Here is a 26906-nt window from a genome sequence, read left to right on the forward strand (position 1 = left end):
AACAGCATGAATCCAGCTAACGTTCCATTTAGAGATAGGCTCGCCCAAGGTTAGGTTGCCGTTGAACGAGCAATCACGCCGTTTACCAACGGTTCAGACTCCCAATTTGCGTTTTCGGCGACGAAATTTGGTCCACGGGACCTTGGTCTATTGACCGTCAGGAGATGCCGTGCGGCGCCGGCGGCGGCGTATCGGCAGTACCGCTGATCGTGCTCGCACGCTGCCTGATCTGCGGCGCAACCCAGCGTATCCCGGTGTCGTTCCCCCCGGCGAGAATCGCCGCCGCGCGCGACACCGCCTCGGCGCCGATCTCCGCAATCCCCACACGCATCGTGGTGAGGGCCGGAGTGACGAAGCGGGCGAGCGGGATATCGTCGAACCCCGCGACGGCGATGTCGTCGGGCACGTTAAGCCCGGCGCGCTGAAAAACGACGAGCGCGCCGATCGCCATCATGTCGTTCGCCGCGAACAGCGCATCGGGCCCCTCGACGTCTCCGAGCAGCGCCTGTGCGGCAGCTGTCCCCGATTCCTCGTCGAAATCGCCCGTCAGGACGCGCGGGTTGAGGCCGTGGCGGGTCATCGCGGCCCGATAGCCGGCGATGCGCTCCTCGGCATCGCGGTTGCCGCGCGGGCCAGAGAGGTGGACGATGCGCCGCCGCCCGGACGCGACCAAATGCTCGACCATCGCATCGGCGGCGGCGACATTATCGATGCGGAACTGCGGATGGTCCGCCGCGACGTCGGGACAGCTGATGAGGACCGTCGGCAAACTCGCCGGGATATGCGCGAGCAGGCGCTCGGGGTCGATATCGGGCGCCATGATGATCAGGGCGTCGACACGCCCGCGCATGAAGCGCAAAGTCTCAGTGCCGCGCTGATCGCCGTGCATGTTCGACAGCAGCAGCTGCAACCCGCGCGCGGAAGCCTCGGCGTCGATGCCGCGCAGCGCCTCCGAATAGAATTCGCCGTGAAGATCGGGCAACATCACGCCGATCGCGTTGGTGCGCGCCAAGCTAAGGCTGCGCGCGCCGGTGTGCGGCACGTAGCCGAGCGCGGCTGCGACCGACTGGACATGCTCGCGCAGATTGGCGCGCACATTTCCGTGGCCGTTCAACGCACGTGAGACCGTGGCGATCGAAACGTTCGCCGCGCGAGCGACATCACGGATTGTGGCATGCGCCATAAAGCGAAGGTTTCCGGCTGTTGTTCTCAAGCCCGCTTGCACCACGAAAGCGGCACCGCGGCAAGGCTCTTGCTGTAACCGGTTACATTTGCGATAGGCCTCGCAAAACTGGGGAAGATTGATTGAACACGATACAGGTCTCGCGACGCAGCCTAATGCTCGGCGGTGCGGCGGCGCTGATGTGGCGCTCCAGTCCGGCGAGCGCGCTGCTGGAATCGCTTGGCACCGGCGCGCTGCCGCTGGCGGTCGAGGCGCTAGTAGGGCAAATGACGCTCGAGGAAAAAGCAGGGCAGCTGACGCTGATGGCTGCGGCCTGGGCGGGCGGCGCCGCAAGCAAGCTCAATCCGATCGCCCCAACCGGTGGCTATGAGAGTCAGTTGGCGGACGCCGCGGCTGGTCGGCTGACCGGCGTCTTCAACGGCAATGGCGCGAAAATGGCGCTGGCGATGCAGCAGGCAGCGATGCGCGGCCGGTTGAAGATTCCACTGATCTTCGCTGCCGACGTGATCCACGGCTTCCGCACGGTGTTCCCGGTGCCCTTGGGTGAGGCGGCGAGCTTCGATCCCGCGCTCGCCGAGCGGACCGCGCGCGTCGCGGCGTTGGAGGCGGCGGCGGCGGGGATCGATTGGACCTTCGCGCCGATGGTCGACATCGCGCGCGACGCGCGTTGGGGGCGCGGTGTCGAGGGCGCGGGCGAGGACGTGCTGCTCGGCTGCGATTTTGCGCGCGCGCGGGTGCGCGGCTTCCAGGGCAGCACGCTGACCGCGAACGACGCGGTGATGGCCTGCGCCAAGCATTTCGCGGCATATGGCGCAGGCGAGGGGGGGCTTGATTACAATTCGGTCGATATTTCCGAGCGAAGCCTGCGCGACGTGTATTTTCCGCCGTTCGCGGCAGCGCTCGATGCCGGCGCCGGGTCGGTGATGGCGGCATTCAACGAAGTGGCGGGGATTCCGGCGACTGCCAGCCATTGGCTGATGACCGACGTGCTGCGCAACGAATGGGGTTTCGGCGGGCTGACCGTGTCGGATTATACTGGCGATCAGGAATTGATCGCGCACGGCTTCGCCGCCGACGAGCGCGACGCTGCACGGCTGGCCTTCCTGGCGGGTGTCGACATGAGCATGCAGAGCGCGCTGTACATCAAATATCTCCCCGACTTGGTGCGTTCGGGCGCCGTCCCGATGGCTCGGCTCGACCAGGCGGTGCGGCGCGTGTTTCGCGTGAAGGTGGCGCTCGGTCTGTTCGCCGATCCGTTCCGCCGGATCGATGCGAAGCGCGAAGCGGCGCGGATCGGCACGCCCGCCAACCGCGCGGTGGCGCGCGACGCGGCTCGGCGCTCGATCGTCCTGCTCAAGAACGATGGCGCGCTGCTGCCTCTGGCGCAGAACCGCAAGATCGCGCTGGTCGGCCCATTCGCGGCGGGACAGCATGATCTGATCGGCCCGTGGAACGTCTATGGATCCGATGCCGATGCGATCGATCTCGCGACGGGCGTGCGGGCGCAAGCCGGTCCGCGGGCTGAGATCAGCGTGACGCCGGGCTCGGGCGTCGATGTGCCGCTCGACGGCGGAATCGCCGCGGCGGTCGCGGCGGCACAGGCGGCGGATGTCGTAGTGCTCGCGATCGGCGAGAGCCAGGACATGTCGGGCGAGGCGCAGGCGCGTACCGAGATCGTCGTGCCCGCGGCGCAGCGCGTGCTCGCCGAAGCCTTGGCCGCCACGGGCAAGCCGATCGTGGTGCTGCTCAAGAACGGTCGCGCGCTGGCGCTCGACGGGGCGGTACTCGCGGCACCCGCGATCCTGGTGACGTGGTTCCTCGGATCGGAAGGCGGGCCGGCGATCGCCGACATCCTGTTCGGGCGCTTCAGCCCGTCAGGGCGGCTGCCGGTCAGCTTCCCGCGCGCGACGGGGCAGGCGCCCTATTACTATGCGCACAAGGCGACCGGCCGGCCAAACCCCGATGGTCCGCTTGAGCCGTTCAAGGCGCATTATCGCGGCATTCCCAACACCGCGCTGTTCCCGTTCGGGCATGGCCTGACCTATGGCCAGGTCGCCTATGCCGGCTTGGAGACGAGCAACGGCGGCACGGTGTCGGCAGATGGCACGCTGAGCGTGTCGGCGACGGTCAGCAATACCGGCAAGGTCGTGGCGGATGAGGTCGTCCAGCTGTACGTGCACGATGTCGCTGCGAGCATCACGCGCCCGGTGCGCCAGCTCGTCGCCTATCGGCGGATTACGCTGGCGCCCGGCGCATCGCAGAAGGTGAGTTTCACGCTGCGTCGCTCCGACCTCACGTTTATCGGCACCGCCATGAAGCCGACGGTCGAGCCCGGCGCGTTTCAGGTCTGGATCGCGCCATCGGCTGAGGCGGAGGGCGTGTCGGGCCGCTTTACGCTGGCGGCGTAGTCGCGGCGCGCTCGGCCAGCATCGCGACGATCCGCCGGTGCGTGTCGCGGCGCAGCGGGTTGGCGGCCATCGCCAGCGCCGAGAGCAGGCAGCCGAGGATCGGCGCGGCGACCATGATCCAGCGGATATCGGTGATGATTTCGGGCGACTGCGCGGTTTGCGGGGCATAGCCGATCGCGGAATAGGATCGCGATGGACATCATTGCCGCGCACAGCGTGACGAACGCGCGGTTGGCGCCCAACGTGGCAAGACCGCGCAGCACGGGTGTCGGCGGCGCGATCGGCGATGCGTCCGCGCCGTGTGGCGACCCGCGCGACATGGATCAGAAGCGGCGTCGCGATTGCCGCGAATAGCGCCGCCGCGACGAGGAACCCCGTCGTTCCGGTCGGCGTCCCCGACACCGCGAGCGAGATCCGCTCGGTGGACAGCGAGACCACCACCGCGGCGATCGTACCGAACAGCATCCGCACGCCCGCGATCGCCGCGCGGTCGCGGCTGTCGCTGCTGATCCGTACGCTCCACGCAGCATAGGAGATGTTGACCAGCGCGTAGAGCGACCGGAACGCGATCTGCGCGACCAGCAGGCCGACGACCAGCGCCATGCCGTGGGACGGCGGCGCGAAATAGAGCAATGGAAAGGCGAGCCCGAGCGGAATCGCGCCATAGCTGATCACGCGCGCATAAGCGGGCCGTCCGCGCTCGGCCCAGATGCCGGTCAGCAGATCGGCGATACCGTCCCACACCGAACCGATCATGTAGATCAGGCCGGCCAACTGCGGCGCGAGGTGCAGTACGTCGGTATAATAGAAAAACAGAAACAGGCTCGAGCTCTGCCAGTAGAGATTGCACGCGAAATTCCCCGACGCGAACCGCAGCCGCGCGGGACAGGAAAGCTGTGGTGCAAGGGCTACAAAATCGGTCATCGAGGGCGCGGTAGCACGGCTTGGCTGATCGCTCGGCATTTCGCTTGACCGACCTCTGTAACCGGTTACATCCGCGGTGCCCGATGCGCTAGCCGGCATGGGCTGGAGAGCCCTTGTGATCGATCGCCGTACCTTCGCCGCCTCCACCTTCATGGCGGTGGGAGGGTTGGCAGGCGGAGTCACGGCGCCCGCGGAGGCGCGCGATCGCCGCCGCGATTCCATGCGCGCACCCAAGCTGCCGGCCTTGTTCGACGATCTCGAGCAACGCACCTTCCGCTGGTTCTGGGAGACGGGCAATCCGGCGAACGGGCTGGTGCCCGACGCCTGGCCCAATCCCGAATTCTGCAGCGTCGCCGCGGTCGGCTTCGCGCTGACCGCCTATCCGATCGGGGTCGAGCGTGGTTGGATCGGCCGCGCCGCCGCGCGCGAGCGCACGCTGGCGACGCTGCGCTTCTTCGATCAGGCGCCGCAGGGCGATGGAACGTCCGGCGTCGTGGGTTTCCGCGGCTTCTTCTACCACTTCCTCCACATGGATAGCGGGCTGCGCTTCCGCGATGTTGAACTGTCGACGGTCGACAGCACGATACTGTTCCTCGGCATGCTGTTCGCCGCCGAATATTATGATCAGGACCATCCCGACGAACGCGAGATCGGCCGGCTTGCCCGAGCGATCTATGCGCGGGCGGATTGGGAGTGGTTCCGGCGCGGGCAGGCGGTGCTGTCGATGGGCTGGCACCCCGGCGCCGGCTTCATCACGCGCAATTGGGACGGCTATAACGAGGGCATGATGGTCAATCTGCTCGCGCTGGGATCGCCCACGCACGCGGTTGGCCCCGATGCCTGGGCGGCGTGGTGTGGGCCCTACGCGAAGTGCTGGCGCGGCAGCGGCGCGACGCGGCGGCTCGCCTTTGCGCCGATGTTCGGCCACCAATACAGCCAGATGTGGATCGACTTTCGCGGCATCCGCGACGCCGCGATGCGCGCAGCGGGGATGGATTATTTCGAGAACAGCCGCCGCGCGACCTGGGCGCAACGGAATTATGCGATCCGCAACCCGATGGGTTGGGTGGGCTATTCGCGCGACATCTGGGGGCTGACCGCGTCCGCCGGCCCGGCCGACGTGCAATATGACGTCAACGGGCACATCACCTATTACCGCTCCTATTCGGCGCGGGGGCCGGTCGACGAACCCGACGGTTTCGACGACGGCACGATCGCGCCGACCGCGGCGATCGGCTCGCTCGCCTTTGCGCCCGAGATTGTGGTGCCGGCGACGCTGGCGCTGCACAAGCAGCAGGGCGACCGGCTCTACGGCCGCTACGGCTTTTACGACGCGTTCAACCCGAGCTTTTGCACCCCTGAAAAGCCGATCCAACGCGGGGCGGTCGATCCGGTGCGGGGATGGGTGTCGGAGAACTATCTCGGGATCGACCAAGGACCGATCCTCGGCGCGATCGCGAATGCGCGCGACGGCATGATCTGGCGGCTGATGCGCCGCTCGGCGCCGATCCGGCTCGGGCTGCAGCGCGCGGGCTTCACCGGCGGCTGGCTCGCAGCGTAGCAGGCAGCGCCCCGGGTTTCCCCGGGGCGCTCGCCCTTAGAACGTGTACTTAGCGCCGATCTTGAAGTTGCGCCCCTGGCTCGCGACCGAGCCAGTGTCAGGATTGCGTGTCGGGCCAGCGCCGTTGAGCGTCTGCAAACCGCCGCCGAACGTCGAATAGTTGCGGTTGACGAAGTCGAACGCGTTGAGCGCCTGGAAATAGACGGTCAGCGCATGGCCGTGCGCGTAGGGCATCTTGAACGTCTTCGCGATGTTGAAGTCGATGTTCTTGTAGCCGATTCCACCCGGCTGATAGATGCCGAAATTGGTCGTGTAGCAGCCGCCGCCGCCGGGCGCGGTGGTCGGGATGCCGCAAAGCGCACCGCCATAGGACGGGCCCGACGAGATCGTTGCAAAGCCCGTCGCGCGGATGTTGAGCGGCAGCTTGACGGTGCCGGTCGCGACGAAGCGCCAGCGCTCGAGCCCGCTCGAATCGCCATACCCCTGCGCGCCGATCGTTGGCGCGTCGAAGTTGAAAGGATCGCCGATCGAGGCGCCGTTGCGCGTGTCGTTCGAGCGCGAGCTCGAGATCGTCAGCGTCGTGCTGAAGCCCCAGCCCGACGCCTCGGTATAAGGCTTGTCGGCCTGGAGATAGACCGCGGCATAATGCGCCTTACCGTCGCTGTTGCCGATGAAGACCGCGCCATAGCCGGGCAGCGGCGCGGTATTGATCGCGGCGGTGCCGTAGAAGATCCCCGCGGCATAGGGCACGCCGTTATAAGAATAGACCGGGTTGCCGCCCGGGCTGTACGATCCGTCCGGATTGCGGTTGCCGATCACTTCCTGATAGATGTTGTGCGACTTGATATAGGCGAAAGTGATCGAGGTGTTGACCACGCCCAGGCGCTTCTTCACCGCAAAATTGACCTGATCCGAATAGGGCATCCGCGTCCGGTTGTTGAGCACATGGACCTCGCCGCCCTGCATCGCGGCGAGCGTGCGCAACTGGTCGACGTTGGTCGGGATCGTCGCTACGCAGCGCGCCGTTCCTAGCGTGCAATTCGGCGGCGTGTTGATCGTAACGACCGATTCATACTGGTTCTTGATGGTCTCGATCGCCGAATCGATGAACAGTGAGCGGTTATAATAGCGTCCGCCGCCGAGCACGAAAACGAGATCGCGATCGCCTTTCACATCATAGGAAATCCCGAAGCGCGGCTGGAACGCGCCGAGGAACGGCTTCCGGTTGTTGCCGGTCGAGATGTAATCTTCGGCGTTGATCCCCGCCGCCTTCCAGCCGGGATAGGCGCGAAGGGCGGTAGCGATCGCGGCCGGCGTGACATAGTTGTTGTTAACCGCGTTGGACTCATAGTCCCAGCGCAGGCCGCCGCTGATCAACCAGTGGTCGTTCGGCCGCCAATCGTCCTGGACGAAGCCGCCAATCTCGGTGTTGTTCGCGGTGACCGGCTTGACCGCCGCGGTGTTGATCGTCGCGGCATAGGGCGCGCCGGTGTTTGCATTGCCGAGGCCGACGAAGGTGTTGGCATCGTAGAAATAGGTGCCGGCGCTATTATTATCTTCGAGCCGCTGCAACTTGGTGAAGTTGACCTTCACGCCGGCCTTGATGGTGTGCGCCCCGCCGAAGAAGGTGACGTTGTCCTTAAACAGCGTCTGATATTGGTTGTCGTCCTGCGTAAAGTTGGTGCCGCCGAGGATTAACACCCTGGTATCGCCGATATTGGGCGCCCGCGCCGCAGCGCCCGTCGTCGCGCCGTTGTTGAAGGTTACGACGCTCGACGGGCCCGTGACGTTGGGGATCGCGCCGTTGGCGGCGGCGTCGCGCGCGAAAATGAATTCATTGAGCCAGCCTTCGCCACGATGGTTCCACGTCAGCTGATACCGGTGCTCGTCGTTGCGATTGTTGGTCGAAGCGTCGATCGTCGTCGCTCCGCCATTGATCTGGAGGTTCGATTCCTTGCGGATGAACGCGCTGACGTTGACCGTATCACGCGCGGTCGCGTAGAACGTCAGCTTCCCGAAATAGAGCTTCTCGTCGAAGGTCGCGGGGAAGCTCCCGTTATACTGTGATCTGGCGCTTTGCGCATAGGTCTGCGCGGCCGCCGGCAAGGCCGACAGGAACGTACCGTTATAGACGTTGATGTCGTTCGCGCCGAAGGTCTTGCTGGTACCTTCGAAGTCGACGAAGAAGGTGAGCTTGTCCTTGATGATCGGGCCGCCGAGGTTGGCGCCGTAATATTTGGTGTCGAAATCGGGTTTCGCTGCGTACGGCGCGGTAGCGTTGTTGAGCTTGCCCGGGCGGTCGTCATAGTTCCGGCTGATGAACGCCTTGGGCTGCCATTCGCCGAAGATCTCGCCGTGGAACGTGTTGCCGCCGGTCTTGGTGATCGACGAGATCACCGCCGACCCGGCCTGCTCGAACTCGGCCTTGAAGTTCTGTGTCTGGACGTCGAACTGATCGACCGCCGACGCCGGGAACGGGTTGCCCGACGACAGATTCTGCCCAACCGTCCCGCCGTGGTTCACCAAATTTTTGATGCTGATGCCGTCGATGAATGTGTTGGTATTGTCCGAATTGATGCCACCCGCCTGAACCTGGCGCGCCTTGCCGCCGAGTGTCGGCGGCGAGACGGTGACGCCGGGCGCGAGCGCTGCGAAGTTGAGGAAGTTGCGGTCGCCATTGGGCAAATTCTCGAGCTGGAAGCGCGAGATATTGGCGCCGACAGTCGCGGTGCGCACGTCGCGCGCGCGCGATCCGGTGACGACAATATCGTTGCCACCGCCGGCAGCGGCAGGTGCGGGTGTGGCGAGATCGACGGTGACCGCCTGGCCAAGCGGCACGACGACTTCGGCCGAGCGACTGCCCGAGGCCACGCGATACGTGCTCGGCGGCAGGCCGACCAGAATATAGTCGCCCTTGGCGTCGGCCTTGACCGTTTCGACATGGCCGGTGCCGAGATCGGTAAGCGTGACGGTCGCGCCCGCGGTCGCACCGTCGATATGCCCGCGCACGGTCGATGTCGTCTGCGCCATCGCGGGCGCGCTGAGCAGCAGCGTCCCGGTGACGAGGGCGGTAGTCGCAAGCGCCACCTTCAGGCTCGCCTTGATCAGCGTGTTCATGTCGTCTCCCCTAATTCGAGGCGGATGCCAGCCTCGTTATGTTCTCGTTCGTCAGCGGATCGGCCACGTGCGCGGGGGCCGTCGGCAGCAGCGCGGGACGGAATGTCGCGCGACCCTGCGGGCCGAAACCCGTGCGATACACCCGTCTTTTCCTGCCCCAGCGCGGTGCTGGACGGAACCCCGAACCGGCCTCTGACGGGCCGGGTAACCGGTTCCAAGACTTGCCCAGTAACCGGTTTCATGCGCATTCGCCAAGCGTAAAATGCGTCGCGTCCGAGACGCCACGGCGATTCGCGACGGCACAAGAGAGGATGACCAGTGACGAGCCTTGTTTCGCGCCGCACGCTGCTCAAGGGCGCGTCCGTATCGGCGATCTCGATCATGCTTTCGCCCGCGGTCGCGCGTGTCGGTCTTATGCGCGATGCGCGGATCGAGCGCCTGATCGCCGCGATGAGCCTCGAGGAGAAGGCCGGACAGCTCAGCATCTTCAGCGATCCCGCACGGATCGACGGGCCGCCGGTCAATCCCGGGCTCGTCGCGCAGAGCATGGATACAGTGAAGCGCGAGATCGCCGCGGGGCGGATGACAGGGCTGTACAACGGCATCGGCGTCGCCGCGGGGCGCGAACTCCAGCGTGTCGCGGTTGAGCAGGGGCCGCACAAGATCCCGCTGATCTTCGCGGGCGATGTGATCCACGGGATGAAAACGACGTTTCCCGTGCCGCTCGGCGAAGCGGCGAGTTTCGATCCCGAGCTCGCCCGGCGCACCGCGCGCGCGGCGGCGGTCGAGGCGAGCGCCAAGGGAATCCACTGGATCTTCGCGCCGATGGTCGACGTCGCGCGCGATCAGCGCTGGGGCCGCGTCGTCGAGGGCGCGGGCGAGGATAGCTGGCTCGGCGCGCAGTTCGCCGCGGCGCGCGTGCGCGGATTCCAGGGCGACGATTTGACGGCAGAGGATTGCGTGCTGGCCTGCCCGAAGCATTTCGCCGGCTACGGCGCGGTGCTGGGCGGCATGGACTACAACACCGCCGACATCCCCGAGACGACACTGCGCGAGACGCATCTGCCACCGTTCAAGGCCGCGTTCGACGCCGGCGCGCTGTCGACGATGGCGAGCTTCAACGACGTGGCCGGGGTGCCTTCGACCGGCAACCGCTATCTGCTCACCGACATATTGCGCGGCGAATGGGGATATAAGGGGCTGGTCGTGTCCGATTACACATCGGACGAAGAGATGATCCTCCACGGTTTCGCCGCCGATGGCGCCGATGCGGCGGCCAAGGCGATCAACGCGGGATGCGACATCTCGATGCAGAGCGGGCTGTACAACACACATCTGCCCGCGCTGGTACGATCGGGAAAGGTCACGCTGGCGACGGTCGATACCGCGGTGCGGCGCGTGCTCCGCGTCAAGCAGGCGCTCGGGCTGTTCGACAATCCCTATCGATCGCTCGATCTCGCGCGCGAGCAGCGCGACGTGCGCCTGCCGCAGGCGATCGTGCTGGCGCGCGAGGCGGCTGGCAAGTCGATCGTGCTGCTCAAGAACAAGGGGGATCTGCTACCGCTGGCGACATCGGCGAAGATCGCGCTGATCGGTCCCTGCGTGTCCGACAGGGGCGACATGCCTGGGCCCTGGGCGAGTTTTCCCGATTTCGCGTCGTGCGTCACACCGGAAGAGGGGTTTCGCGCGGCACTGGCGCCGGGGGCAACGCTGCGCGTGGCGCGCGGCGCCGATTACGAGGCGCCGCTCGCGGGCGGGATCGAGGAGGCGGTCGCGGCCGCGAAGGCGTCGGACGTGGTCGTGCTAGTGATCGGCGAGAGTGCGCGCATGTCGGGCGAGGCGCAGGCGCGGGTCGAGGTGACGATCCCCGAGCCGCAACGCGTGCTGGCAGAAGCGGTAGCCGCAACTGGCAAACCCGTCATCGTGCTGCTGCGGCATGGCCGCGCCCTCGCGCTGAGCGGCGCGGTGCGCGCGGCGCCGGCGATCCTGGCGACCTGGTTCCTCGGCTCCGAAACGGGCCATGCGATGGCCGATATCGTGTTCGGCGCCGTCGCGCCGCAGGGCCGCCTGCCGGTCAGCTTCCCGCAGGCATCGGGGCAGGAGCCCTTCTTCTACGACCATCGCACCACCGGCCGCCCGCAACTCGGCGCGGATCCGACATGGAAAGCGCGCTACCGCGACGTGACGAACGCAGCGCTCTACCCGTTCGGGCACGGATTGGGCTACGCGACCGCCCGCTATTCCAGCACCTCGGTTAGCGCGACGACCCTTGCCGGCGACGGCGCGATCATCGTCTCGGCGACGATCACCAACACGGGCAAACGGCGACTGCACGAGGTGGCGCAGCTCTATATCCACGACAAGGTCGCAAGCCTTACCCAGCCGGTCCGCGCGCTGAAGGGCATTCGCCATCTCGACCTCGACCCCGGGCAAAGTGCGCGCGTGGCGTTCAGGCTTACGCGGGCGGATTTGGCCTTTGTCCATTGCGACTATCGCCGCTTCGCCGAGCCGGGGGCATTCGATGTCTGGGTCGCGCCCTCCTCGATCGCGGGCGTGCCAGCCTCAATCGTAGTGGTATAAGCGGTTGCGCGGGTGCTGTCAGTCTAACGCGAACCGCTTTCTCCACGTTGCATGTCAGACTTCTGGGCGCGGGCCTTATCCCATAACTGACCGCCACTCGGCCTGGGCGGCTGAGCGGCGTTCCTTGTAGGTCTTGCGGTCAACGAGATGGCGTTCGAGGTTGAAGTGGTTATGGACGTTGGCGTGCACGCTGGCGAATTTTTGTACGCTCTTCATTTGTCTGAATCTGAGCATCGCTCGTTCTCGTCGTCGGAAGGGCAGGTGGCTGTTTTCTAACCGGTTATTGGCCCAGCGACCGACCTCCTGCTTTTCTTCATTCCCGAGGTCTTTCATCGCTGAGCGGTGGGAGCGAAGGCCATCGGTCGTGATCGCGTCCGGCGACCCATGGCGCTTCAGCGTCTTTTTCATGAAGGTCAGCGCTGCGGCTTTGTCGCGCATCCTGGTGAATAAGCTTTCGAGGACCTCGCCTTCGTGATCGACCGCGCGCCAAAGATAGACCATCTCACGGTTGAGCTTCACGTACATCTCGTCGAGATGCCAGCGCCAATGTCGAAAGCCGCGCATCCATTTGACCCGCCGCCGCCGGATGTCGCCGGCGAAGATCGGGCCGAACCGCCCCCACCATTGCCGCACGGTCTCATGACAAACGTCGATCCCACGCTCGAACAGAAGATCCTCTACGGTTCGGAGCGAGAGCGGGAACCGGACATACATCATCACGACCAGTCGGATCACTTCGCGTGACGAGTTAAAGCGGCGGAACGGGCTACGGGGCAGGGCTCTCGATTTGCGGCTCGTTGGGCCACGATAGCGAGCGCCTCGTTGGTCTGACAGAGCCGTCAGGACGGTTGCGGCAAGGTCGTCGGGCGTGACGACCGGTTCGGATTGATGATCGAAGCGAGCCATGCCCGCATTAGAACAAATAAAGAACAATATCAAGTCGATCCGCTGCGGCGCGATCAACGGACCGTAGATCTAACTGCAATTCCCCCGACCGCTTCGCGGTCGGTACGACCCGATTGCGATCGTTCGGGCCGTGCGATCCGGATTCCCTCTTCGGACGCTTGTTCAATCGTTTGAGCAGGATCGTAACCGAGCGTGGCCCCTTGGGCGGTGCCGCACAGCACCGCCCTCGGGAACGTCGTGTCCCGGGTTAAAAATGCACCGCCGCGCCGAAGCGGAGATACGTCCCAATTATGCCCTGAAAGTAGGTCGCTGTCCCACCCGACGCCGGATAGGGAAAGGGTGCTTTCGCATTGAACAGATTGTCGACGTCGGCATTGATCGAGAACTGCTTGTTCACTTCATAGCGCAGCGAGAGGTTTACATAGGTGAAAGCACCAACCTTCGGCACCGAGTAGAAATTATAAGCGGTATCAGGATCGACCCGCGCCGACCCGATATAGTTGACCTGCACCTGCCCGAAGAAACCGCCAATGTCATAACGAACCGTGGCAATGCCCTTGTGCCGCGAATAGCCGACCGAATTTCCGGTGTTGGTTGGCGCCGAACCGGCGGTCGCCGCGGTCGAGAGCGTGTCGAGATACTGATAGTTGACCGAGAAGCCGATATGGCTCCCCGCGCCGAGGAAATCCGAGCGGGTACGATATTCCACCTCGGCCAGAATACCCTTGTAGCGAAGTTGCGCGGAGTTGAAGTAGGACGAACCGACCTGCTTGAGTTGAGCATAGCCGCTCGACGCCGGCGCGGCAGAGAAATCGCGCGTTACGAGCGAGCAGAATTGATTCGCCGGGAACGTTGCGGCGTCATAGCAGGCAGCGACGACTTGCGAGTTGGAATACTGGCTGATCGCATTCTGCAGCTTGATGTCGATATAATCGATCGTCGCGCTAAAGCCCTTGAGAAAACGTGGAGTCACTACCGCGCCGACCGTGAAATTATCCGATTTTTCATTCTGGAGCTTGGGGTTACCGAACACGTAGGTGAAGAACGAGCGCTGGTTCGAAAGCGAGGTGAAATTGGCCGGGACGCCTGCCGCAGCGCAGTTCGCCGCACGCGTTGCAGGGGCTGGCCCCTGGTTGCGCAAGGACTGGTCGCACACGTCGGTAGCAAAACCAAAGGCGCTCGAGGTTGGATTGAACGCTTCGGTGATCGAGGGCGCACGGACCGCGCGGGTATAGGCCCCCCGAAACGCGATATCTGGAAGCGGGGCATATCGACCTTGGACGGTATAGGTCGGATCGTTCCCGGCGATCGAATTCCAAATATAGCGACCGGCGGTCTGGATCGACAGTTGATGCACAAAAGGCACGGCATTCGACGGCGAGATCAGATCGGCGTTGAGTTCGCCAAAAATCTCGTTGGTGTGATACGCCCCGTAGACCGGCTGGATCGGCACCGAGCGGCCGTAGAACAGGTCGATCGGATCGCCATTCTGGTCAAAATCGCCGGGATAAAGGTCGGTCGTGGCGCCCTGATAAAAAGCGCCGGGTTTAAACCGCGAGTTTTCCGCGCGATGCTCGTACCCCAGCGCAAAAGCCAAATCCCCGCCCGGGAGCTTGAGCAGCGGGCCCGCGATCGATACCACGCCGTCATACTGGTTGTTGATGTTTTCCGGCGTTGCAATGGTGGTGATATAATCCTTCGCGGCCTGCGAGACCTGGCCGCCAAACGGATTGATCGGGGCACAGGTCGCGCTGACGGTCGCGATCGGCGAGTTGACAGCGCCCGGCGCGCACGTGATCTGCCCACCTGACGATACCGCGTTGATCGCGTTGAGGAAGTTCTGCTCGTTGAGCTCGGGATTGCGGCTCGTCACATGCGACCGGCCGTAATTGATATACCCCTCGAAGCGCCAAGGCCGCGCCTGCAAGATTGTCACCTCTCCATCGAAACCCGCAACACCGCGAACGACTTCCGATTTGCCGGTGGACACCCCAGACGACAGATCGACGTTAGCCCGTCCAAGGTAGAAATAATTCTGCGTCGGACTGTCGCTGAACGGGTTGGTCTTGATCGAATTGATGATCGCGGTACGCGCCGCGGGGTTGAGGTAAGGGTTGTTGATCGAGACGATCAGATTCCCGTCGCGCGACCCGCCGCCAGCGAAAAGCGCAGAATTGTAGACGGGCTGGCTGGCAAGGTTGCGGCCCTCACTGACGCTGTACCAGCCTTCGGCAAAGAAACGCAGATTGCTCGAGATGTCGTACGAAAACTCCGCGTTGGCACTGTAGCGCTTGATATCAGTGACCAGATTCTCGACGTCACGCAACGAAAAGCCGTTACCGCCCGAACTGAAGATCGAGGTGCCGCCCGAACCCACGACCGTACCAAAATCGATCGGGACGAGATTGCCCTGCTGGTCAAACTTCAGCTGCTGGCCCGCAGCGTTAGAGATGCCGACATTGAGGTTTGGCGCGCCGATATAGGCAGACGATTGCGCGCCCGGAGCCGTGCTGATGAAATCGGTGACGAGCGGGATGCCATAAGGCGAAATTGAGGGGATGCGCTCGTTCGCATAGATGGGCTGTGGGCCCGACCCCGAGGGCGCGACGTCAAACCGGTCGTCCGATGCGGTCTGCGCGCGGTCGGTGAACAGCAACCCCTTTGAAACGTTATATTCGCCCGACACGGTGATGTTTCCGCGCCCCTCGGCGAAATTCTTGCCGGCCAGGAAACGAATGCGATTGTCGGGCGCGTCCCCTCGCGACGAAATGCCGGTTTGCCCGTCGATGTCGAAGCCTTGGTAGTTGCGCTTGAGAATGATGTTGATCGTGCCTGCGATGGCATCCGAGCCGTAGATCGGCGCGCCGATCGCAGCGACCGTCTCGACCTTGTCGATGAGTTTGGTCGGGATAACGTTGAGGTCGACCTGGTTTCCACCGGAGCCGGTCGGACCGAAGATCGAGGACGTATTACCCGACACGAAGCGGCGGCCGTTAACGAGCGTGAGCGTACGCTGTGATCCCAACCCGAGAAAATTGACGAAGCTCTGTCCCGCGCCGAAGCCTGATTGGTTGAATCCGACAGGGGATGCACCCGGCACGCCGAATGCTGGTTGCTCATTGAGCGCCTGCGCCACGGTCTGATACCCGCGCGCGTCGAGGTCCTGCGACGTGATGGTCTGCAGCGGCGAAGCGGTTTCGGTGCCGCGCCGCGCTATGCGCGACCCGGTGACGACGATCTCTCGGTCGGTGTCAGAATCAGGGGCCGTATCGGACGACACCACCGGGGCCGGCGCAGTTTGGGCAAACGCGGGCGCCCCGACATACGATAGAGCGATAAGGGACGCGGACAAGGCAAGCTTGGTCCGCCCCTGCGAGGCACCTGGAAACATAAAAATCCCCTTGTTTATCAATTCGACTTTATGTGCGGCCGCTTTTTAGGGCTCGTCTCATTCTCGCGCCTATCCGCCCTTTTGCAACAACACTGACACATATGAACTCGAATTTAGTTTTTCATTGTATCGGGGACCCGGCCTTGATGCTGCGCGAACATTGAGTAGATTTGACTTTGGGCACCATTGCCTTGTTTTCGTCTTTTCATCATACACTTACGCAAATAGACAAGCGTTCGCGCAACATCTGATTCCGGTCGGATTAGCGAGGAGAAGAGCTTCCATTTCGGCAAGCCGACCAAAGCGAGGGATTTGATAGATGTTGCCCTCCGGCGAAAAGACCGGGGTGTACGTCTGAGATCGCGCGTTGTTTTGAGCCAGTTCCTGGCGGCGGCGATACGGGATAATGCTGAGGAAGCTTTCGGCGAGTTGGTCGTAGCGGATGGCGATGGCTGGGTTGATTTTGAGGCGGCCGAAGAATCGTTCGATATGATTGCGTTTCTTATAGAGCGACCGGTCGTGTTCGATCTTGATCCGACGGTTTGATCGGCCCGGGATGACGGGCTGGATGTTGCGGTGCGCAAGGTCGGCTCGGATGGTGTCGGCGTCATATCCCTTGTCCGCCAAGAGCGCTTTTGTCGCCTTCTCCGGCTGGGCGATCAGCGTTTCATAGGCCTTGCAACCGGCCGCTTGCCGACCGGCAGGTGGAAGGCGAGCGGTCGACCTCGGGCATCTGCCAGACAGTGAAACTTACCGGTGAACCCGCCCCGCGAGCGACCAAGAGCGCTTCGATGAGCTCCCTTTTTCGCCTGCTGCCGAGACGTGGGCACGAACGTGGTGCTATTGATACGGTAATCGCCGCTGTCGGCCATCATCTCGGCCAGCGTGACCGATACGGCTTCCCACACCCCGCCGCGCTCCAGCGCCAAAACCGCCGGTAGATCGTGTTCCAATTGCCGGATCTGGGCGGCACGTCGTGCCACGTCGTGCCGCAACGCAGCCGCCAGATGATGCCTGTGATGATTGAACGGTTCTCTTCGGGCGGTCGCCAGGGCCCGCTGGCGCTTCGGACGATCATCAAAGCGGTCGCGCATACCTCGCCCAAATTGGCGATGGTTCAAGGTCTGCGAGGCTGTAGTAGTCGGATAGGCTGTTGATCTAAACCGGCTCAGTATTGGAGCGTGACATGAAGACGCACAACATTCTTGGCTGGGGCGCTCTTGGGCTTGGCCTTGCAACGCTCGTGACCGGAGGGTTGGGCTTGTACGAACGAAATCTCGAACAGCCTGATTATACAATCGTCGAGAAAGACGGTGCGTTCGAGCTGCGCGATTATGCCGCCATCCTCGTGGTGGAAACCGCCGTCCTCGCCGAGCGGAGCGTCGCGCTCAAAGCGGGATTTCAACGGCTGGCGAAGTATATCTTTGGCAACAAGCGCGAAAAGATCGCAATGACCGCGCCAGTGTTATCGGACCGCGCGATGGATGCCTGGCGCACGCGCTTCGTGATGCCTGCGCGCTTCACCGCAGCGACGTTGCCCGATATGCCCGACGGCGTCACCGCTGCAGAACTTCCCGCGCGCCGGATGGCGGTGGTCCGCTTCGCCGGCCTCGGCCGTGACACAAGGTTAGCCGAACAGGAGATGCGCCTGCGAGAGTGGTTATCAGCGCGGGACCTCGAAGCGACCGGCGATGTTGTGATTGCCTTCTACAACTCGCCGTTCGTAGCGCCGCCGTTTCGGCGCAACGAGGTGATGATCGCGGTAGGCTAACGGCCGGGTTGGTGTGGCTAACCGCTGCGGCGTAACCCGCCTTAAACTGTGCTTTTCCGTCGTAATCGGGCCTTGCAGAAAAGCGGTCGTTCGCCGGAGCAGGGATCGGGCTCCTATGCTTCCTTACACAAATGAAAAAGAGGCGCTAACCTGCCGCTACCCCACCGGACCGCCCAACCCGCCCGGCATAACCGGCAGAAGGGCCAAAGGGCACCTCTGATAAAGTGCTGCTCGCTCTCAGCTGCAAACTTTGCTCTGGCCGAAACAGACGGCTCGCAATTGGCCCGGAGAGGTCATCGCCAAGTCATCTCAAAACGGTTGCGACGGGGCTGGTTGCGGACAGATGGGTCCTGGTCGGCGAATTTTCGAATAGCTGCCGTCCGTTGACCAAGTTGTAAAATTAAACGACTCAATTCTATCCAATTGCACGACCCATCGCAGTCAAAGCGGCCACGTTCGACGCGCGCAAATAGTGCCGATGAAACGACCGAGATCACATGGCTTCGACGAATTGAATAGCGCCCGGCACGACCCAAAAACCGTCGCTCGGACGGACCTGCTCGCTTGCCGATAGCTGCCGTTCGTTCACGTTAGAGATTCTGCTTTGTTTCGCTGCTTGCTGCAGGCACCTTAAGCTACTGGTTTCGAAGTCGGCGCTATGGCGCGCCCGGTTTCGCCGCGGTTTTGTGGGATGCTGACGCTAGCTGAGGATAACGGGCGCGCTCGGATGGCAATGGAGACGGAGACCCAGACATCCCGTGCAGCCGGGTCCACGACACGGCGACGTGTCTGTTTGCTCGGTGCGACCGGTACGATCGGTCGCGCGACTGCCGCGGCCCTCGTGCGGCAAGGGCACGATGTGGTCGCGTTCGTCCGAGCCAAAAGCGGCGACCGACGTCTTGCTTCAGCAGACCACGCCCGCTCGTTTGAGGGCGTGTTGGTGAAGATCGTGGACTCAGCCGATCCCGCATCGCTGTCTCACGCCGGGTTTGGCGGCGAGCGGTTCGACGCAGTGGTGTCGTGCATGGCGTCGCGCACGGGCGAGCCCAACGACGCCTGGGCGATCGATCACCGCGCACACCTAAACGCCCTGGTGGCGGCGCAGCAGGTCGGCGTCACCCACTTCGTGCTGCTGTCCGCCATTTGCGTGCAAAAGCCGCTTCTTGCTTTCCAGAATGCCAAGCTGGCATTCGAGGCGGCGTTGATCGAATCGGGCCTGCGCTATTCGATCGTCCGGCCCACCGCCTATTTCAAATCCCTGTCGGGCCAGATCGAACGCGTGCGCAAGGGGCGGCCCTTTCTGATCTTCGGAGACGGCACTCTGACGGCCTGCAAGCCGATCAGCGACGACGATCTGGGCACGTATATCGCTGCGTGCCTGGAGGTCGAGGAGTGCTGGAACCGGATCCTGCCGATCGGTGGCCCGGGCGAGGCGATCACGCCAAGGCAGCAGGGCGAGGCGCTATTCGCGCTGCTCAACCGCAGGCCCCAGTTTCGCTCGGTGCCCGTCGGGTTGCTCGACGGTATTGTCGCAGGCCTATCTGCCGTTGGCCGCATTGCCCCGCCGCTCGCTGCCAAGGCCGAGTTGGCTCGGATCGGACGCTATTATGCGACCGAATCCATGCTGGTGCTGGACTCCGCGACCGGGCGATACGACGCCGCGGCTACACCATCGACCGGCAGCCAGACCCTGTTCGACTATTACCGGGCAGTATTGGATGGCGAGGCCGCGCCAGAACGTGGCGATCATGCCGTGTTCTGAAAAGATGTTGAGAAAGAACCCTTTGCCATGATAGGGGGCGCGGTGATCCGTGAGACGATCGTCGGCTAAACATCCAGCGGTACCGCTTGTGGCCGAACGAAGAATCTGCGTCCGGATGATTCTTGCCTGGATCCACACCGAAGCGCGCCTTCAGCCGTGCGGCGAGAAGCGCGGTGGTGCTCGTCTTGCGCTGCGCTTGCAGCGCTGCATCCGCCCGCCGTGATTACGTCAGATGTTCGGCTGATTGAGGGGACCGGGCCGCGTGCGGTCGCATTGATCCATAGCAAGCTCGGACATATCCCGACGTTCTTCATCACTGGAACGCAGGCCGAATGTGATCCCGTCGTGCCGGCGATTGCAATCCTGCCAAAGCCTTTCGCAGGCCCGGCGCTGACGGAAGCCTTTGCGATAGCGCGAGCTGCGCCGAGCCACTGACAGAACTGCTGGCCGCCTTACGACGCCAGGCGAGTGCGCTTGAGGCGAAGCGTCACAATCAGTCCGCCCTCCGACCAGTCGTAGTCGATCGAGCCGCCCAACTGACCGGACATGCTGCGCTTAACTAACTGGCTACCGAACCCGGCCGGACTATCAGGTTTTTCGACGGCCGGGCCGCCCCGCTCTACCCAGGTCAGGACGATCTGATCGGGTTCTGAGGTACTGGTGATATCGAGCGTGCCTGTCGGCGCCGATAGCGCTCCATACTTCATTGAGTTGGTAGCAAGCTCGTGGATAACAAGCGCGATCCCTGTCGCAGCAGCCTCTCCTACAGCCGCTCGTTCGACCGCAACTCGTATCCGCCCCTTAAAGGCCCCGAGATCGTCATACGGCGCAAGCAAGATTGACAGCAGATCACCGAGGAGTGCGGCCGCTCCCTCGCCAGCGGACGTAGGACGAACCAAGTCGTGGGCGCGCCCCAGCGCCGTAAGGCGCCCTGTCAGCTCGCGAGCCATGTCTTCCGAGTTGGTCGCTGATCGCGACGTGATGGCGGTCAGTCCTGATGCGATGGCGAGAAGATTCTTCACCCGGTGGCTCATCTCGCCAGCCAAAAGTTCATTGCTCTCCTCTGCCTGCTTTCGGGCGGTCACATCCAGGAAAATGCCGAACATCGTGCGGCCGACGATGCCAACATCCTCGCCTTTCCCCCGCGCGGCGATCCAGCGCACCTCGTCACCGATCATGATACGAAAATCAGACTCGTAGTCGCCGAGTACAGCCCGCGTCGCTGCAAACGCTGCTCGGACACGATCGCGATCTGCTGGATGAATGTGAGCCGACAGTTCCTCGAACGTTACTTTATCGCTCGAGGGCACCCCCCACAGCTCGAAGCTGCGGGCATCCATTTTCAGCAAATCGGTTTCGACGTTCCATGCCCACAAAGCTACGCCTGCTGCATTTATGGCAAGGCGAAGGTGCTCCTGTTGCCACTCGTGTTCATCTGGGAATTCGGTCGTCACGTTATTCCCTTCGTTGAATTCTGCTCCTGCATAAGCCCAACCCACCTCGCAGCAACTGCTGAACCGTCGACCGTTCAGAAAACGGCCGTTTTCTGAACATCGGCGTACTGGTCGGCCGGAGCCGACCATGGCCTCGGGCCAATGTTCATCAACCGGTTCGGAAAACAATGTGCAGAAAAGGCCTGCGTACATGAGCTATCCGCACCGAGGCGCCCGATAGCTGCCCGCTTACAATGGCCCCTCGCTAGTTGGTTAAATGCTTGTGCCGAGTGACCGCGGGAACGACGCCGTTCAAGACCATTTACTGGACGCGCTCTATGGCAGGGATCGAGCGACTGATGCTCGTCCTCTGGCCTCGTCGAATGACGGGTTCCGTCGGGAGCCGCCATTCGCAACTCGCTTTACGAACAGCTTAGGTTGGTCGATACCTGCTCGGCGGTCACGACCCACAACGCGACATTCGTGGCCTTTTCCCAGCTTCCAACTGCGGCCATTCGTTCATGTCGCTTTTAGTGCCGCCACAACTCATAAATGTTGAGCACGACCTCGAAGGCGATCAAGCCGATCACGGCAAGCTCGAGCCGCAATGAGCGCTTATCCTGCACCAGGTCGAGCAACCACTCGGCGGCGTCGCCGATGACTTCGAGCTTGCGCTCCATCGCACGTGCACGGTCACCCAGTTCGAACTCGGCTTCCAGGCGCCCATAAAGCCGGTCGAGCTCGGGATGATCCCAAAGCAGGTCCGGCTTCTCCATGATCTGCGCGCGACCGACGACCCGATGTTGCGCCGCGAGGACATCGCCGATGCTCCGCATGACCCGCCGGATCGGCATCACCGCGCGCCCATGGACGCGTAGTTCATTGATCAGCGGCTCTACGCGATCGAAGGCTTCGGCGATGCGGCCTTCATCCCGCGCCAGGACGACGCTTCTCGCCACCACTGTGGCCGTCAGCAAAAGACGTTCGCGCGACGCCTCTTTCAACCGTATGTGCCCGTCTGCGCTGACGGTCTCTTCGCGGTCTGCACGGATTTCTATCCAAGCGGTTTCGGTCTCCGGCGTGGCCAGGGGTTCGATGACGTGATCGGAAAGGTGTTCGATAAATCGACGCTCAGTCTCGGCCGAAGCGCCGATCAAGACTAGGACGCCATAGCGGAAGACGAAAGCCGCTCCAACGCCCGACAGGTTCAGGGTTTCGGGTTCGGCGAAATCTCGCAAATTGCGGGTATCGACGCGCGTACCAAGCAATAGGGCCCGGACGTCGCCTCGGGTTGGTTCGCCCGGCAACGCGGCACCGAGCACCTCCCGAATCCCAACGCTTATCGTTCTCAGGGAACCTCCCTCAACCATGTCGCGTCAGAACCATGGGCCGGCCTTATCAGTGTTGCGACACATCTATCCCGAACCGCTTCGACGGGACTCGGGCGCTTACCTGGCGTCACACGATTCCTGGTCGGCGTGCAACCGCGGAAGAGCCTATTGCCCGTCTGCTCCGTTCTGCGGCGCAGATCCAATCCGGCCAGTCGCGATGGCTATTAGGCTCCCCAATTTCGGCCGCTCGTTCAAGTCGGTGCAACGGCTGCCTTCCATGGGTAAGTTGTGATAATTGGCCGGCACCATTTCCTGGCGCACCGACAGTTTAGCGCTGGTTTCGAAAAGTCCGAGATTGCTGCTACGCACATCACGTGCCGATCATCCGCAATTATGCTTCGACCGACCTCGACTCGCTGTACGCCATCGCCGTCGCAACCGGCGATAGCGGCTCTGACGCTTCTCGCGAATTCCACGCCCCAGAACTGCTCGGGCATGTCTACGCTGCTCCTTATGCCGTCTTCGAACCCGAACTCGCGTTCGTCATCGAGGATGAGCACGGAGTTGCCGGATACTGCGTGGGCGCACTGCAGACCCGGGCATTTGAGCCTCTGTTAGATCTACGGTGGTGGCCACCGTTGCGGCAGCGCTATCCGTTGCCACCCGTCAGCGGCTCAGATTGGCGTTCGGCCGATGACGCGGCATCATCGAAATGATCCATCATCCGGCCCGTCCGCCCGATTGGCTGTTAGATGCCTACCCTTCCCATTTTCACATCAACATTCTGCCGCGCCTCAAAGGCCAGGGTCACGGTCGCCGGTTATTGATCGCCTGGCATGCGCGATCCCGAGCGATGGGCTCCACCGGATTTTACCTTGGCGTCGATCCAAGGAACACTTCAGCGATCGGCTTCTACAAGGCGATGGGACTGGACAGGCTGGTTCCTGCAAGCACGACCGTCACGGATGACGTCATATGGTTTGGAGCACGTGATCTTCAACGAAATGGATAAACCAAGCCGCTTGGTGCTGTGTCGCACGCAGCTCCAACCGGTCCTGCCGGCCAACCCTGCAGCGACGATCCCCCATTCCCAGACATTCAGAAGATCTTTTTGCCCCCCAACTTCGGCCGCTCGTTCATGTTGCGGCAGCCACTGTGAAAACGGCGAGGCTTGAGAAAAAGTCGCGAGGTGGAAGTGAATCGCGCCGGGCTTGCCGGAGGCTCTAACTGCCGAGAAGGCGGAGCTTGCATGAGTAGCTCGGAGATCAAGCCGTAATGCCGCGGTCAGTGGAGCGTTACGGTATTCTCAAACGCCATGACGGAAACGATTTCTCCCAATTCGTCCATTATCTCGATCGACCAACCCAACGGAATTCGCCCCAATTTCGCTTCTTCGCTAATCAAATCTCGGGCGATACGGATCGATCGGAAGCAAGCGGTTTCCAAGTCGGGAAGCTCGACGCCTTCGTCATCGTAAAAAATGTTTCCATCAGAAACCAAGTTCATTCGATAGCGCATCCCATTGATACGGTTCGGACGACGGTTGGGATGAGGCCGTCAGGCGAATCTTCGCAAGACGGATGAGGACCGCGCGCCCTAAATACACCATCGCCTTAAGCCAGGCGACCATGGCCGCAAAAACCGCTGTATACGAAAACGCGAGACGATAGGCAGCGCTGGACTGCCGGTCGCCGGTCAGCCAGACGCGGCCTTGGCAGCATCCTTCGCGGCCTGGTCCGCAGCCTTTGCCGCATCCTTAGCCGCCTTGTCCGACGCGGCCTTGGCGGCGTCTTGCGCAGCCTTGTCCGCAGCATCCTTAGCGGCTTGGTCTGCAGCCTTTGCCGCATCCTTAGCCGCCTTGTCCGACGCGGCCTTGGCAGTGTCTTGCGCAGCCTTGTCCGCGGCATCCTTGGCGGCTTGGTCTGCAGCCTTTGCCGCATCCTTAGCCGCCTTGTCCGACGCGGCCTTGGCGGCGTCTTGCGCTGCCTTGTCCGCGGCATCCTTTGCAGCCTGGTCTGCAGCCTTTGCCGCATCCTTGGCCGCCTTGTCCGACGCGGCCTTGGCGGCGTCTTGCGCAGCCTTGTCCGCAGCATCCTTAGCGGCTTGGTCCGCAGCCTTTGCCGCATCCTTGGCCGCCTTGTCCGACGCGGCCTTGGCGGCGTCTTGCGCTGCCTTGTCGGCGGCATCCTTTGCAGCCTGGTCTGTAGCCTTTGCCGCATCCTTGGACGCCTGGTTCGACGCGGCCTTGGCGGCGTCTTGCGCCGCCTTGTCGGCAGCGTCCTTGGCAGCCTGATCGGCCGCCTGTGCCGCATCCTTGGCGGCCTTGTCCGACGCGGCTTTAGCAGCGTCTTGTGCAGCCTTGTCCGCGGCATCCTTCGCAGCCTGGTCCGCCGCCTTCGCCGCGTCCTTGGCCGCCGTGTCCGAAGCTGCCTTGGAAGCGTCCTGCGCAGCCTTGTCGGCAGCATCCTTGGCGGCCTGGTCCGCAGCCTTTGCCGCATCCTTGGCCGCCTTGTCCGACGCGGCCTTGGCAGTGTCTTGCGCAGCCTTGTCCGCGGCATCCTTGGCGGCCTGGTCCGCAGTCTTTGCCGCATCCTTGGATGCCTTGTCCGACGCGGCCTTGGCAGTATCTTGCGCAGCCTTGTCCGCGGCATCCTTGTCAGCTTGATCTGCCGCCTCCGCCGCCTTGGCGGCCTTGTCCGACGCAACTTTGGCTGCGTCTTGTGCAGCCTTGTCCGCAGCGTCCTTGGCAGCCTGGTCCGCCGCCTTCGCCGCATCCTTGGCCGCCTTGTCCGACGCGTCTTGTGCAGCCTTGTCCGCGGCGTCCTTGGCAGCCTGGTCCGCCGCCTTCGCCGCGTCCTTGGCCGCCGTGTCCGAAGCTGCCTTGGAAGCGTCCTGCGCAGCCTTGTCGGCAGCGTCCTTGGCAGCCTGGTCCGCAGCCTTTGCCGCATCCTTGGCCGCCTTGTCCGACGCGGCCTTGGCAGTGTCTTGCGCAGCCTTGTCCGCGGCATCCTTGGCAGCCTGGTCCGCCGCCTTCGCCGCGTCCTTGGCCGCCGTGCCCGAAGCTGCCTTGGAAGCGTCCTGCGCAGCCTTGTCGGCAGCGTCCTTGGCAGCCTGATCGGCCGCCTGTGCCGCATCCTTGGCGGCCTTGTCCGACGCGGCCTTGGCAGTGTCTTGCGCAGCCTTGTCCGCGGCATCCTTGGCGGCCTGGTCTGCAGCCTTTGCCGCATCCTTAGCCGCCTTGTCCGACGCGGCCTTGGCGGCGTCTTGCGCAGCCTTGTCCGACGCGGCCTTGGCAGTGTCTTGCGCAGCCTTGTCCGCGGCATCCTTGGCAGCCTGGTCCGCAGCCGCAGTAGCGGTCGCAACATCCGCTCCGCTCTTGCTCTTGTCGGTATCGGCTTTCGCCGCGGTCGCGGTAACGCGTTCGACCACGGCCACCACCGACTGCGTCGTTTTGTCCTTCACCGCATCGCCCGCGGTCGAATTCGATGCGATCTCGACGGCCTTGACGACCGAATTCGAGGCCTCGGCCGCGACGCGCGTCGCGTTCGAAACGTCGGAAATATTGGCACCACTCATGCCGGTCACCAGCCCGCCAGTGACGGTGGCGAGCGAAACGGGCGCTTCGTACACAGCCGCGACGATCGCCGCCTGCTTGGGCACCGGCGCTTCGGCACTCGGCGGGACGACGGCGGCACTCGGCGGGGCTGGCGGCGCGCTGGGGGCTGGCACGGTTGCGGGCGGCGCAGCAGCGACTGCAGCCGGCGCAGCAGCGTACGCTGCTGGCGTTTCTGCCGAAGCGGCCGGGGACGACATCACCGGGGCGGTCGGCGCGGCGGGCGACGCGATCACGCGGCGGACCCCATCGCTTTCCACCGCCAGCCGATACAGGTCGTTCGCACCGACCTGCGCGACCGCGCCTGGACGCAGCAATTCATGCGCGCCGTTATCGACCGTCGCGACGTCGACCGCACCCTCGAGTACCTGCACGGAAGCGCCCGCCGCGGTCACCCCGACCGAGAAGGTCGTGCCCTTGACGACGGCGGCGAGGTACGGCGTCTTTACCTCGAAATGCGGCGTCATTTTCTTCTTGATCATGAAGACGACGTTGCCGAAATCTTCGAACATCTGCGTGAAGCCATTTGCCTGCTGCACCTCGGGAAGGCGCAGCCGCGAGTTGGCGGCGACCATCAGATATTCGCTGCCACGAACCAGAACGGCACGTCCGCCAGGCCCGGTCGAAACGGTGTCACCAGCGGAGATGCCAATCCCGCGAGTCGCCAACTTGCTCGTCCCGGCGCGCGCTATTTGCACCGACCCACTGATTTCGCTGACGATCCAGCCCGGTTCGCCCGCAACTGCCGCTGAAGAGCAGCTCGCCGCCAGCATCGCGACAAACGCTTTTCGCATGCCCAACCCCTTTGATTTCATCACCCCTGATTAGCGAGAGCGCATGTGCGGGAGGTTCAACGATTTGGTAAAATTCATGTTAGTCAAACCCAGGCTAACCTTTTGCAAATGCTTGGCCGCTAACCTCACCAC

At 63.3% G+C, this 26906-nt stretch carries 18 protein-coding genes and 1 pseudogene; 7 read left to right on the top strand and 12 right to left on the bottom strand.

The window, feature by feature from the left end; genetic code table 11:
* Nucleotides 1–157 precede the first annotated feature (157 nt).
* Complete coding sequence (locus ACP7C5_RS13840; protein ID WP_322163084.1) at nucleotides 158–1183, bottom strand: LacI family DNA-binding transcriptional regulator; 1026 nt, start codon at nucleotides 1181–1183, stop codon at nucleotides 158–160.
* A 179-nt stretch (nucleotides 1184–1362) separates the two neighbouring features.
* Between ACP7C5_RS13840 and ACP7C5_RS13845 the strand changes: the two genes are divergently transcribed.
* The gene (locus ACP7C5_RS13845; RefSeq protein ID WP_426264844.1) at nucleotides 1363–3591 is read left to right on the top strand and encodes a glycoside hydrolase family 3 N-terminal domain-containing protein; all 2229 of its coding nucleotides are present in this window, start codon (nucleotides 1363–1365) and stop codon (nucleotides 3589–3591) included.
* Here the strand turns inward: ACP7C5_RS13845 and ACP7C5_RS13850 are convergent.
* On the bottom strand, nucleotides 3575–3706 hold the full coding sequence (locus tag ACP7C5_RS13850) for a hypothetical protein (protein ID WP_426264703.1): 132 nt from the start codon (nucleotides 3704–3706) through the stop codon (nucleotides 3575–3577). The genes ACP7C5_RS13845 and ACP7C5_RS13850 overlap by 17 nt on opposite strands.
* Nucleotides 3707–3900: 194 nt before the next feature.
* A pseudogene (locus ACP7C5_RS13855) lies at nucleotides 3901–4737 on the bottom strand (MFS transporter); the annotation flags it as partial.
* Here ACP7C5_RS13855 and ACP7C5_RS13860 point away from each other — a divergent pair.
* Nucleotides 4631–6076 carry a glucoamylase family protein gene (locus ACP7C5_RS13860; protein ID WP_426264704.1) on the top strand — a complete coding sequence of 482 codons (1446 nt, stop codon included), beginning with the start codon at nucleotides 4631–4633 and terminating at the stop codon, nucleotides 6074–6076. The pseudogene ACP7C5_RS13855 and the gene ACP7C5_RS13860 overlap by 107 nt on opposite strands.
* A gap of 36 nt (nucleotides 6077–6112) precedes the next feature.
* Here the strand turns inward: ACP7C5_RS13860 and ACP7C5_RS13865 are convergent, their stop codons facing one another.
* Nucleotides 6113–9193, bottom strand: coding sequence for a TonB-dependent receptor plug domain-containing protein (locus ACP7C5_RS13865; RefSeq protein ID WP_426264705.1), 3081 nt, complete (start codon nucleotides 9191–9193; stop codon nucleotides 6113–6115).
* 381 nt (nucleotides 9194–9574) lie between these two features.
* Between ACP7C5_RS13865 and ACP7C5_RS13870 the strand changes: the two genes are divergently transcribed.
* The gene (locus ACP7C5_RS13870) at nucleotides 9575–11773 is read left to right on the top strand and encodes a glycoside hydrolase family 3 N-terminal domain-containing protein (RefSeq protein ID WP_426264845.1); all 2199 of its coding nucleotides are present in this window, start codon (nucleotides 9575–9577) and stop codon (nucleotides 11771–11773) included.
* 75 nt (nucleotides 11774–11848) lie between these two features.
* Here ACP7C5_RS13870 and ACP7C5_RS13875 read toward each other — a convergent pair whose 3' ends face one another.
* The 4 genes from ACP7C5_RS13875 to ACP7C5_RS13890 form a co-directional block, all read right to left on the bottom strand.
* A complete protein-coding gene (locus tag ACP7C5_RS13875; RefSeq protein WP_426264706.1) occupies nucleotides 11849–12736 on the bottom strand; it encodes an IS6 family transposase in 888 nt (295 codons plus the stop codon).
* A 190-nt stretch (nucleotides 12737–12926) separates the two neighbouring features.
* A complete protein-coding gene (locus ACP7C5_RS13880) occupies nucleotides 12927–15959 on the bottom strand; it encodes a TonB-dependent receptor domain-containing protein (RefSeq protein WP_426264707.1) in 3033 nt (1010 codons plus the stop codon).
* 327 nt (nucleotides 15960–16286) lie between these two features.
* The gene (locus ACP7C5_RS13885) at nucleotides 16287–16697 is read right to left on the bottom strand and encodes a transposase (protein WP_426264708.1); all 411 of its coding nucleotides are present in this window, start codon (nucleotides 16695–16697) and stop codon (nucleotides 16287–16289) included.
* Between the two features lie 244 nt (nucleotides 16698–16941).
* The gene (locus tag ACP7C5_RS13890; RefSeq protein ID WP_426264709.1) at nucleotides 16942–17148 is read right to left on the bottom strand and encodes a transposase; all 207 of its coding nucleotides are present in this window, start codon (nucleotides 17146–17148) and stop codon (nucleotides 16942–16944) included.
* A 108-nt stretch (nucleotides 17149–17256) separates the two neighbouring features.
* On the opposite strand from ACP7C5_RS13890, the gene ACP7C5_RS13895 reads away from it, so the two are divergent.
* On the top strand, nucleotides 17257–17841 hold the full coding sequence (locus ACP7C5_RS13895) for an SOUL family heme-binding protein (RefSeq protein ID WP_133189018.1): 585 nt from the start codon (nucleotides 17257–17259) through the stop codon (nucleotides 17839–17841).
* A 733-nt stretch (nucleotides 17842–18574) separates the two neighbouring features.
* Nucleotides 18575–19603, top strand: coding sequence for an NAD(P)H-binding protein (locus ACP7C5_RS13900; RefSeq protein ID WP_426264846.1), 1029 nt, complete (start codon nucleotides 18575–18577; stop codon nucleotides 19601–19603).
* Nucleotides 19604–20055: 452 nt separating this feature from the next.
* On the opposite strand, the gene ACP7C5_RS13905 is transcribed toward ACP7C5_RS13900, so the two are convergent.
* Both ACP7C5_RS13905 and ACP7C5_RS13910 read right to left on the bottom strand, forming a co-directional pair.
* Entirely contained in the window at nucleotides 20056–21249 is a 1194-nt protein-coding gene (locus tag ACP7C5_RS13905; RefSeq protein ID WP_426264710.1) for a sensor histidine kinase, read from the bottom strand.
* A gap of 317 nt (nucleotides 21250–21566) precedes the next feature.
* Entirely contained in the window at nucleotides 21567–22358 is a 792-nt protein-coding gene (locus tag ACP7C5_RS13910; RefSeq protein ID WP_426264711.1) for an RMD1 family protein, read from the bottom strand.
* 383 nt (nucleotides 22359–22741) lie between these two features.
* Between ACP7C5_RS13910 and ACP7C5_RS13915 the strand changes: the two genes are divergently transcribed.
* Both ACP7C5_RS13915 and ACP7C5_RS13920 read left to right on the top strand, forming a co-directional pair.
* Nucleotides 22742–23083 (top strand): hypothetical protein, encoded by a 342-nt coding sequence (locus ACP7C5_RS13915; protein WP_426264712.1) that lies wholly within the window; start codon nucleotides 22742–22744, stop codon nucleotides 23081–23083.
* Nucleotides 23080–23379: a GNAT family N-acetyltransferase gene (locus ACP7C5_RS13920; protein WP_426264713.1), complete on the top strand. Its 300-nt coding sequence runs from the start codon at nucleotides 23080–23082 to the stop codon at nucleotides 23377–23379. The genes ACP7C5_RS13915 and ACP7C5_RS13920 overlap by 4 nt, the downstream gene beginning before the upstream one ends.
* A 272-nt stretch (nucleotides 23380–23651) precedes the next feature.
* On the opposite strand, the gene ACP7C5_RS13925 is transcribed toward ACP7C5_RS13920, so the two are convergent.
* The gene (locus ACP7C5_RS13925; protein ID WP_426264714.1) at nucleotides 23652–23873 is read right to left on the bottom strand and encodes a DUF6894 family protein; all 222 of its coding nucleotides are present in this window, start codon (nucleotides 23871–23873) and stop codon (nucleotides 23652–23654) included.
* 189 nt (nucleotides 23874–24062) lie between these two features.
* Nucleotides 24063–26774, bottom strand: a complete 2712-nt coding sequence (locus tag ACP7C5_RS13930) for a FecR domain-containing protein (protein ID WP_426264715.1) — start codon at nucleotides 26772–26774, stop codon at nucleotides 24063–24065.
* Nucleotides 26775–26906: the final 132 nt, after the last annotated feature.

The sequence above is a fragment of the Sphingomonas sp. PWP1-2 genome (genome assembly GCF_049898305.1).
GTDB lineage: Bacteria > Pseudomonadota > Alphaproteobacteria > Sphingomonadales > Sphingomonadaceae > Sphingomonas > Sphingomonas glacialis.

What these genes read in the sequence shown, in the direction of transcription:
- ACP7C5_RS13850 (WP_426264703.1), bottom strand. Translation starts at nt 3,706, where the DNA reads ATGGTCGCCGCGCCGATCCTCGGCTGCCTGCTCTCGGCGCTGGCGATG.
- ACP7C5_RS13890 (WP_426264709.1), bottom strand. Translation starts at nt 17,148, where the DNA reads ATGATCGTCCGAAGCGCCAGCGGGCCCTGGCGACCGCCCGAAGAGAAC.
- ACP7C5_RS13930 (WP_426264715.1), bottom strand. Translation starts at nt 26,774, where the DNA reads ATGCGAAAAGCGTTTGTCGCGATGCTGGCGGCGAGCTGCTCTTCAGCG.
- ACP7C5_RS13900 (WP_426264846.1), top strand. Translation starts at nt 18,575, where the DNA reads ATGGAGACGGAGACCCAGACATCCCGTGCAGCCGGGTCCACGACACGG.
- ACP7C5_RS13865 (WP_426264705.1), bottom strand. Translation starts at nt 9,193, where the DNA reads ATGAACACGCTGATCAAGGCGAGCCTGAAGGTGGCGCTTGCGACTACC.
- ACP7C5_RS13870 (WP_426264845.1), top strand. Translation starts at nt 9,575, where the DNA reads ATGCTTTCGCCCGCGGTCGCGCGTGTCGGTCTTATGCGCGATGCGCGG.
- ACP7C5_RS13845 (WP_426264844.1), top strand. Translation starts at nt 1,363, where the DNA reads ATGTGGCGCTCCAGTCCGGCGAGCGCGCTGCTGGAATCGCTTGGCACC.
- ACP7C5_RS13925 (WP_426264714.1), bottom strand. Translation starts at nt 23,873, where the DNA reads ATGAACTTGGTTTCTGATGGAAACATTTTTTACGATGACGAAGGCGTC.
- ACP7C5_RS13895 (WP_133189018.1), top strand. Translation starts at nt 17,257, where the DNA reads ATGAAGACGCACAACATTCTTGGCTGGGGCGCTCTTGGGCTTGGCCTT.
- ACP7C5_RS13920 (WP_426264713.1), top strand. Translation starts at nt 23,080, where the DNA reads ATGATCCATCATCCGGCCCGTCCGCCCGATTGGCTGTTAGATGCCTAC.
- ACP7C5_RS13905 (WP_426264710.1), bottom strand. Translation starts at nt 21,249, where the DNA reads ATGTACGCAGGCCTTTTCTGCACATTGTTTTCCGAACCGGTTGATGAA.
- ACP7C5_RS13840 (WP_322163084.1), bottom strand. Translation starts at nt 1,183, where the DNA reads ATGGCGCATGCCACAATCCGTGATGTCGCTCGCGCGGCGAACGTTTCG.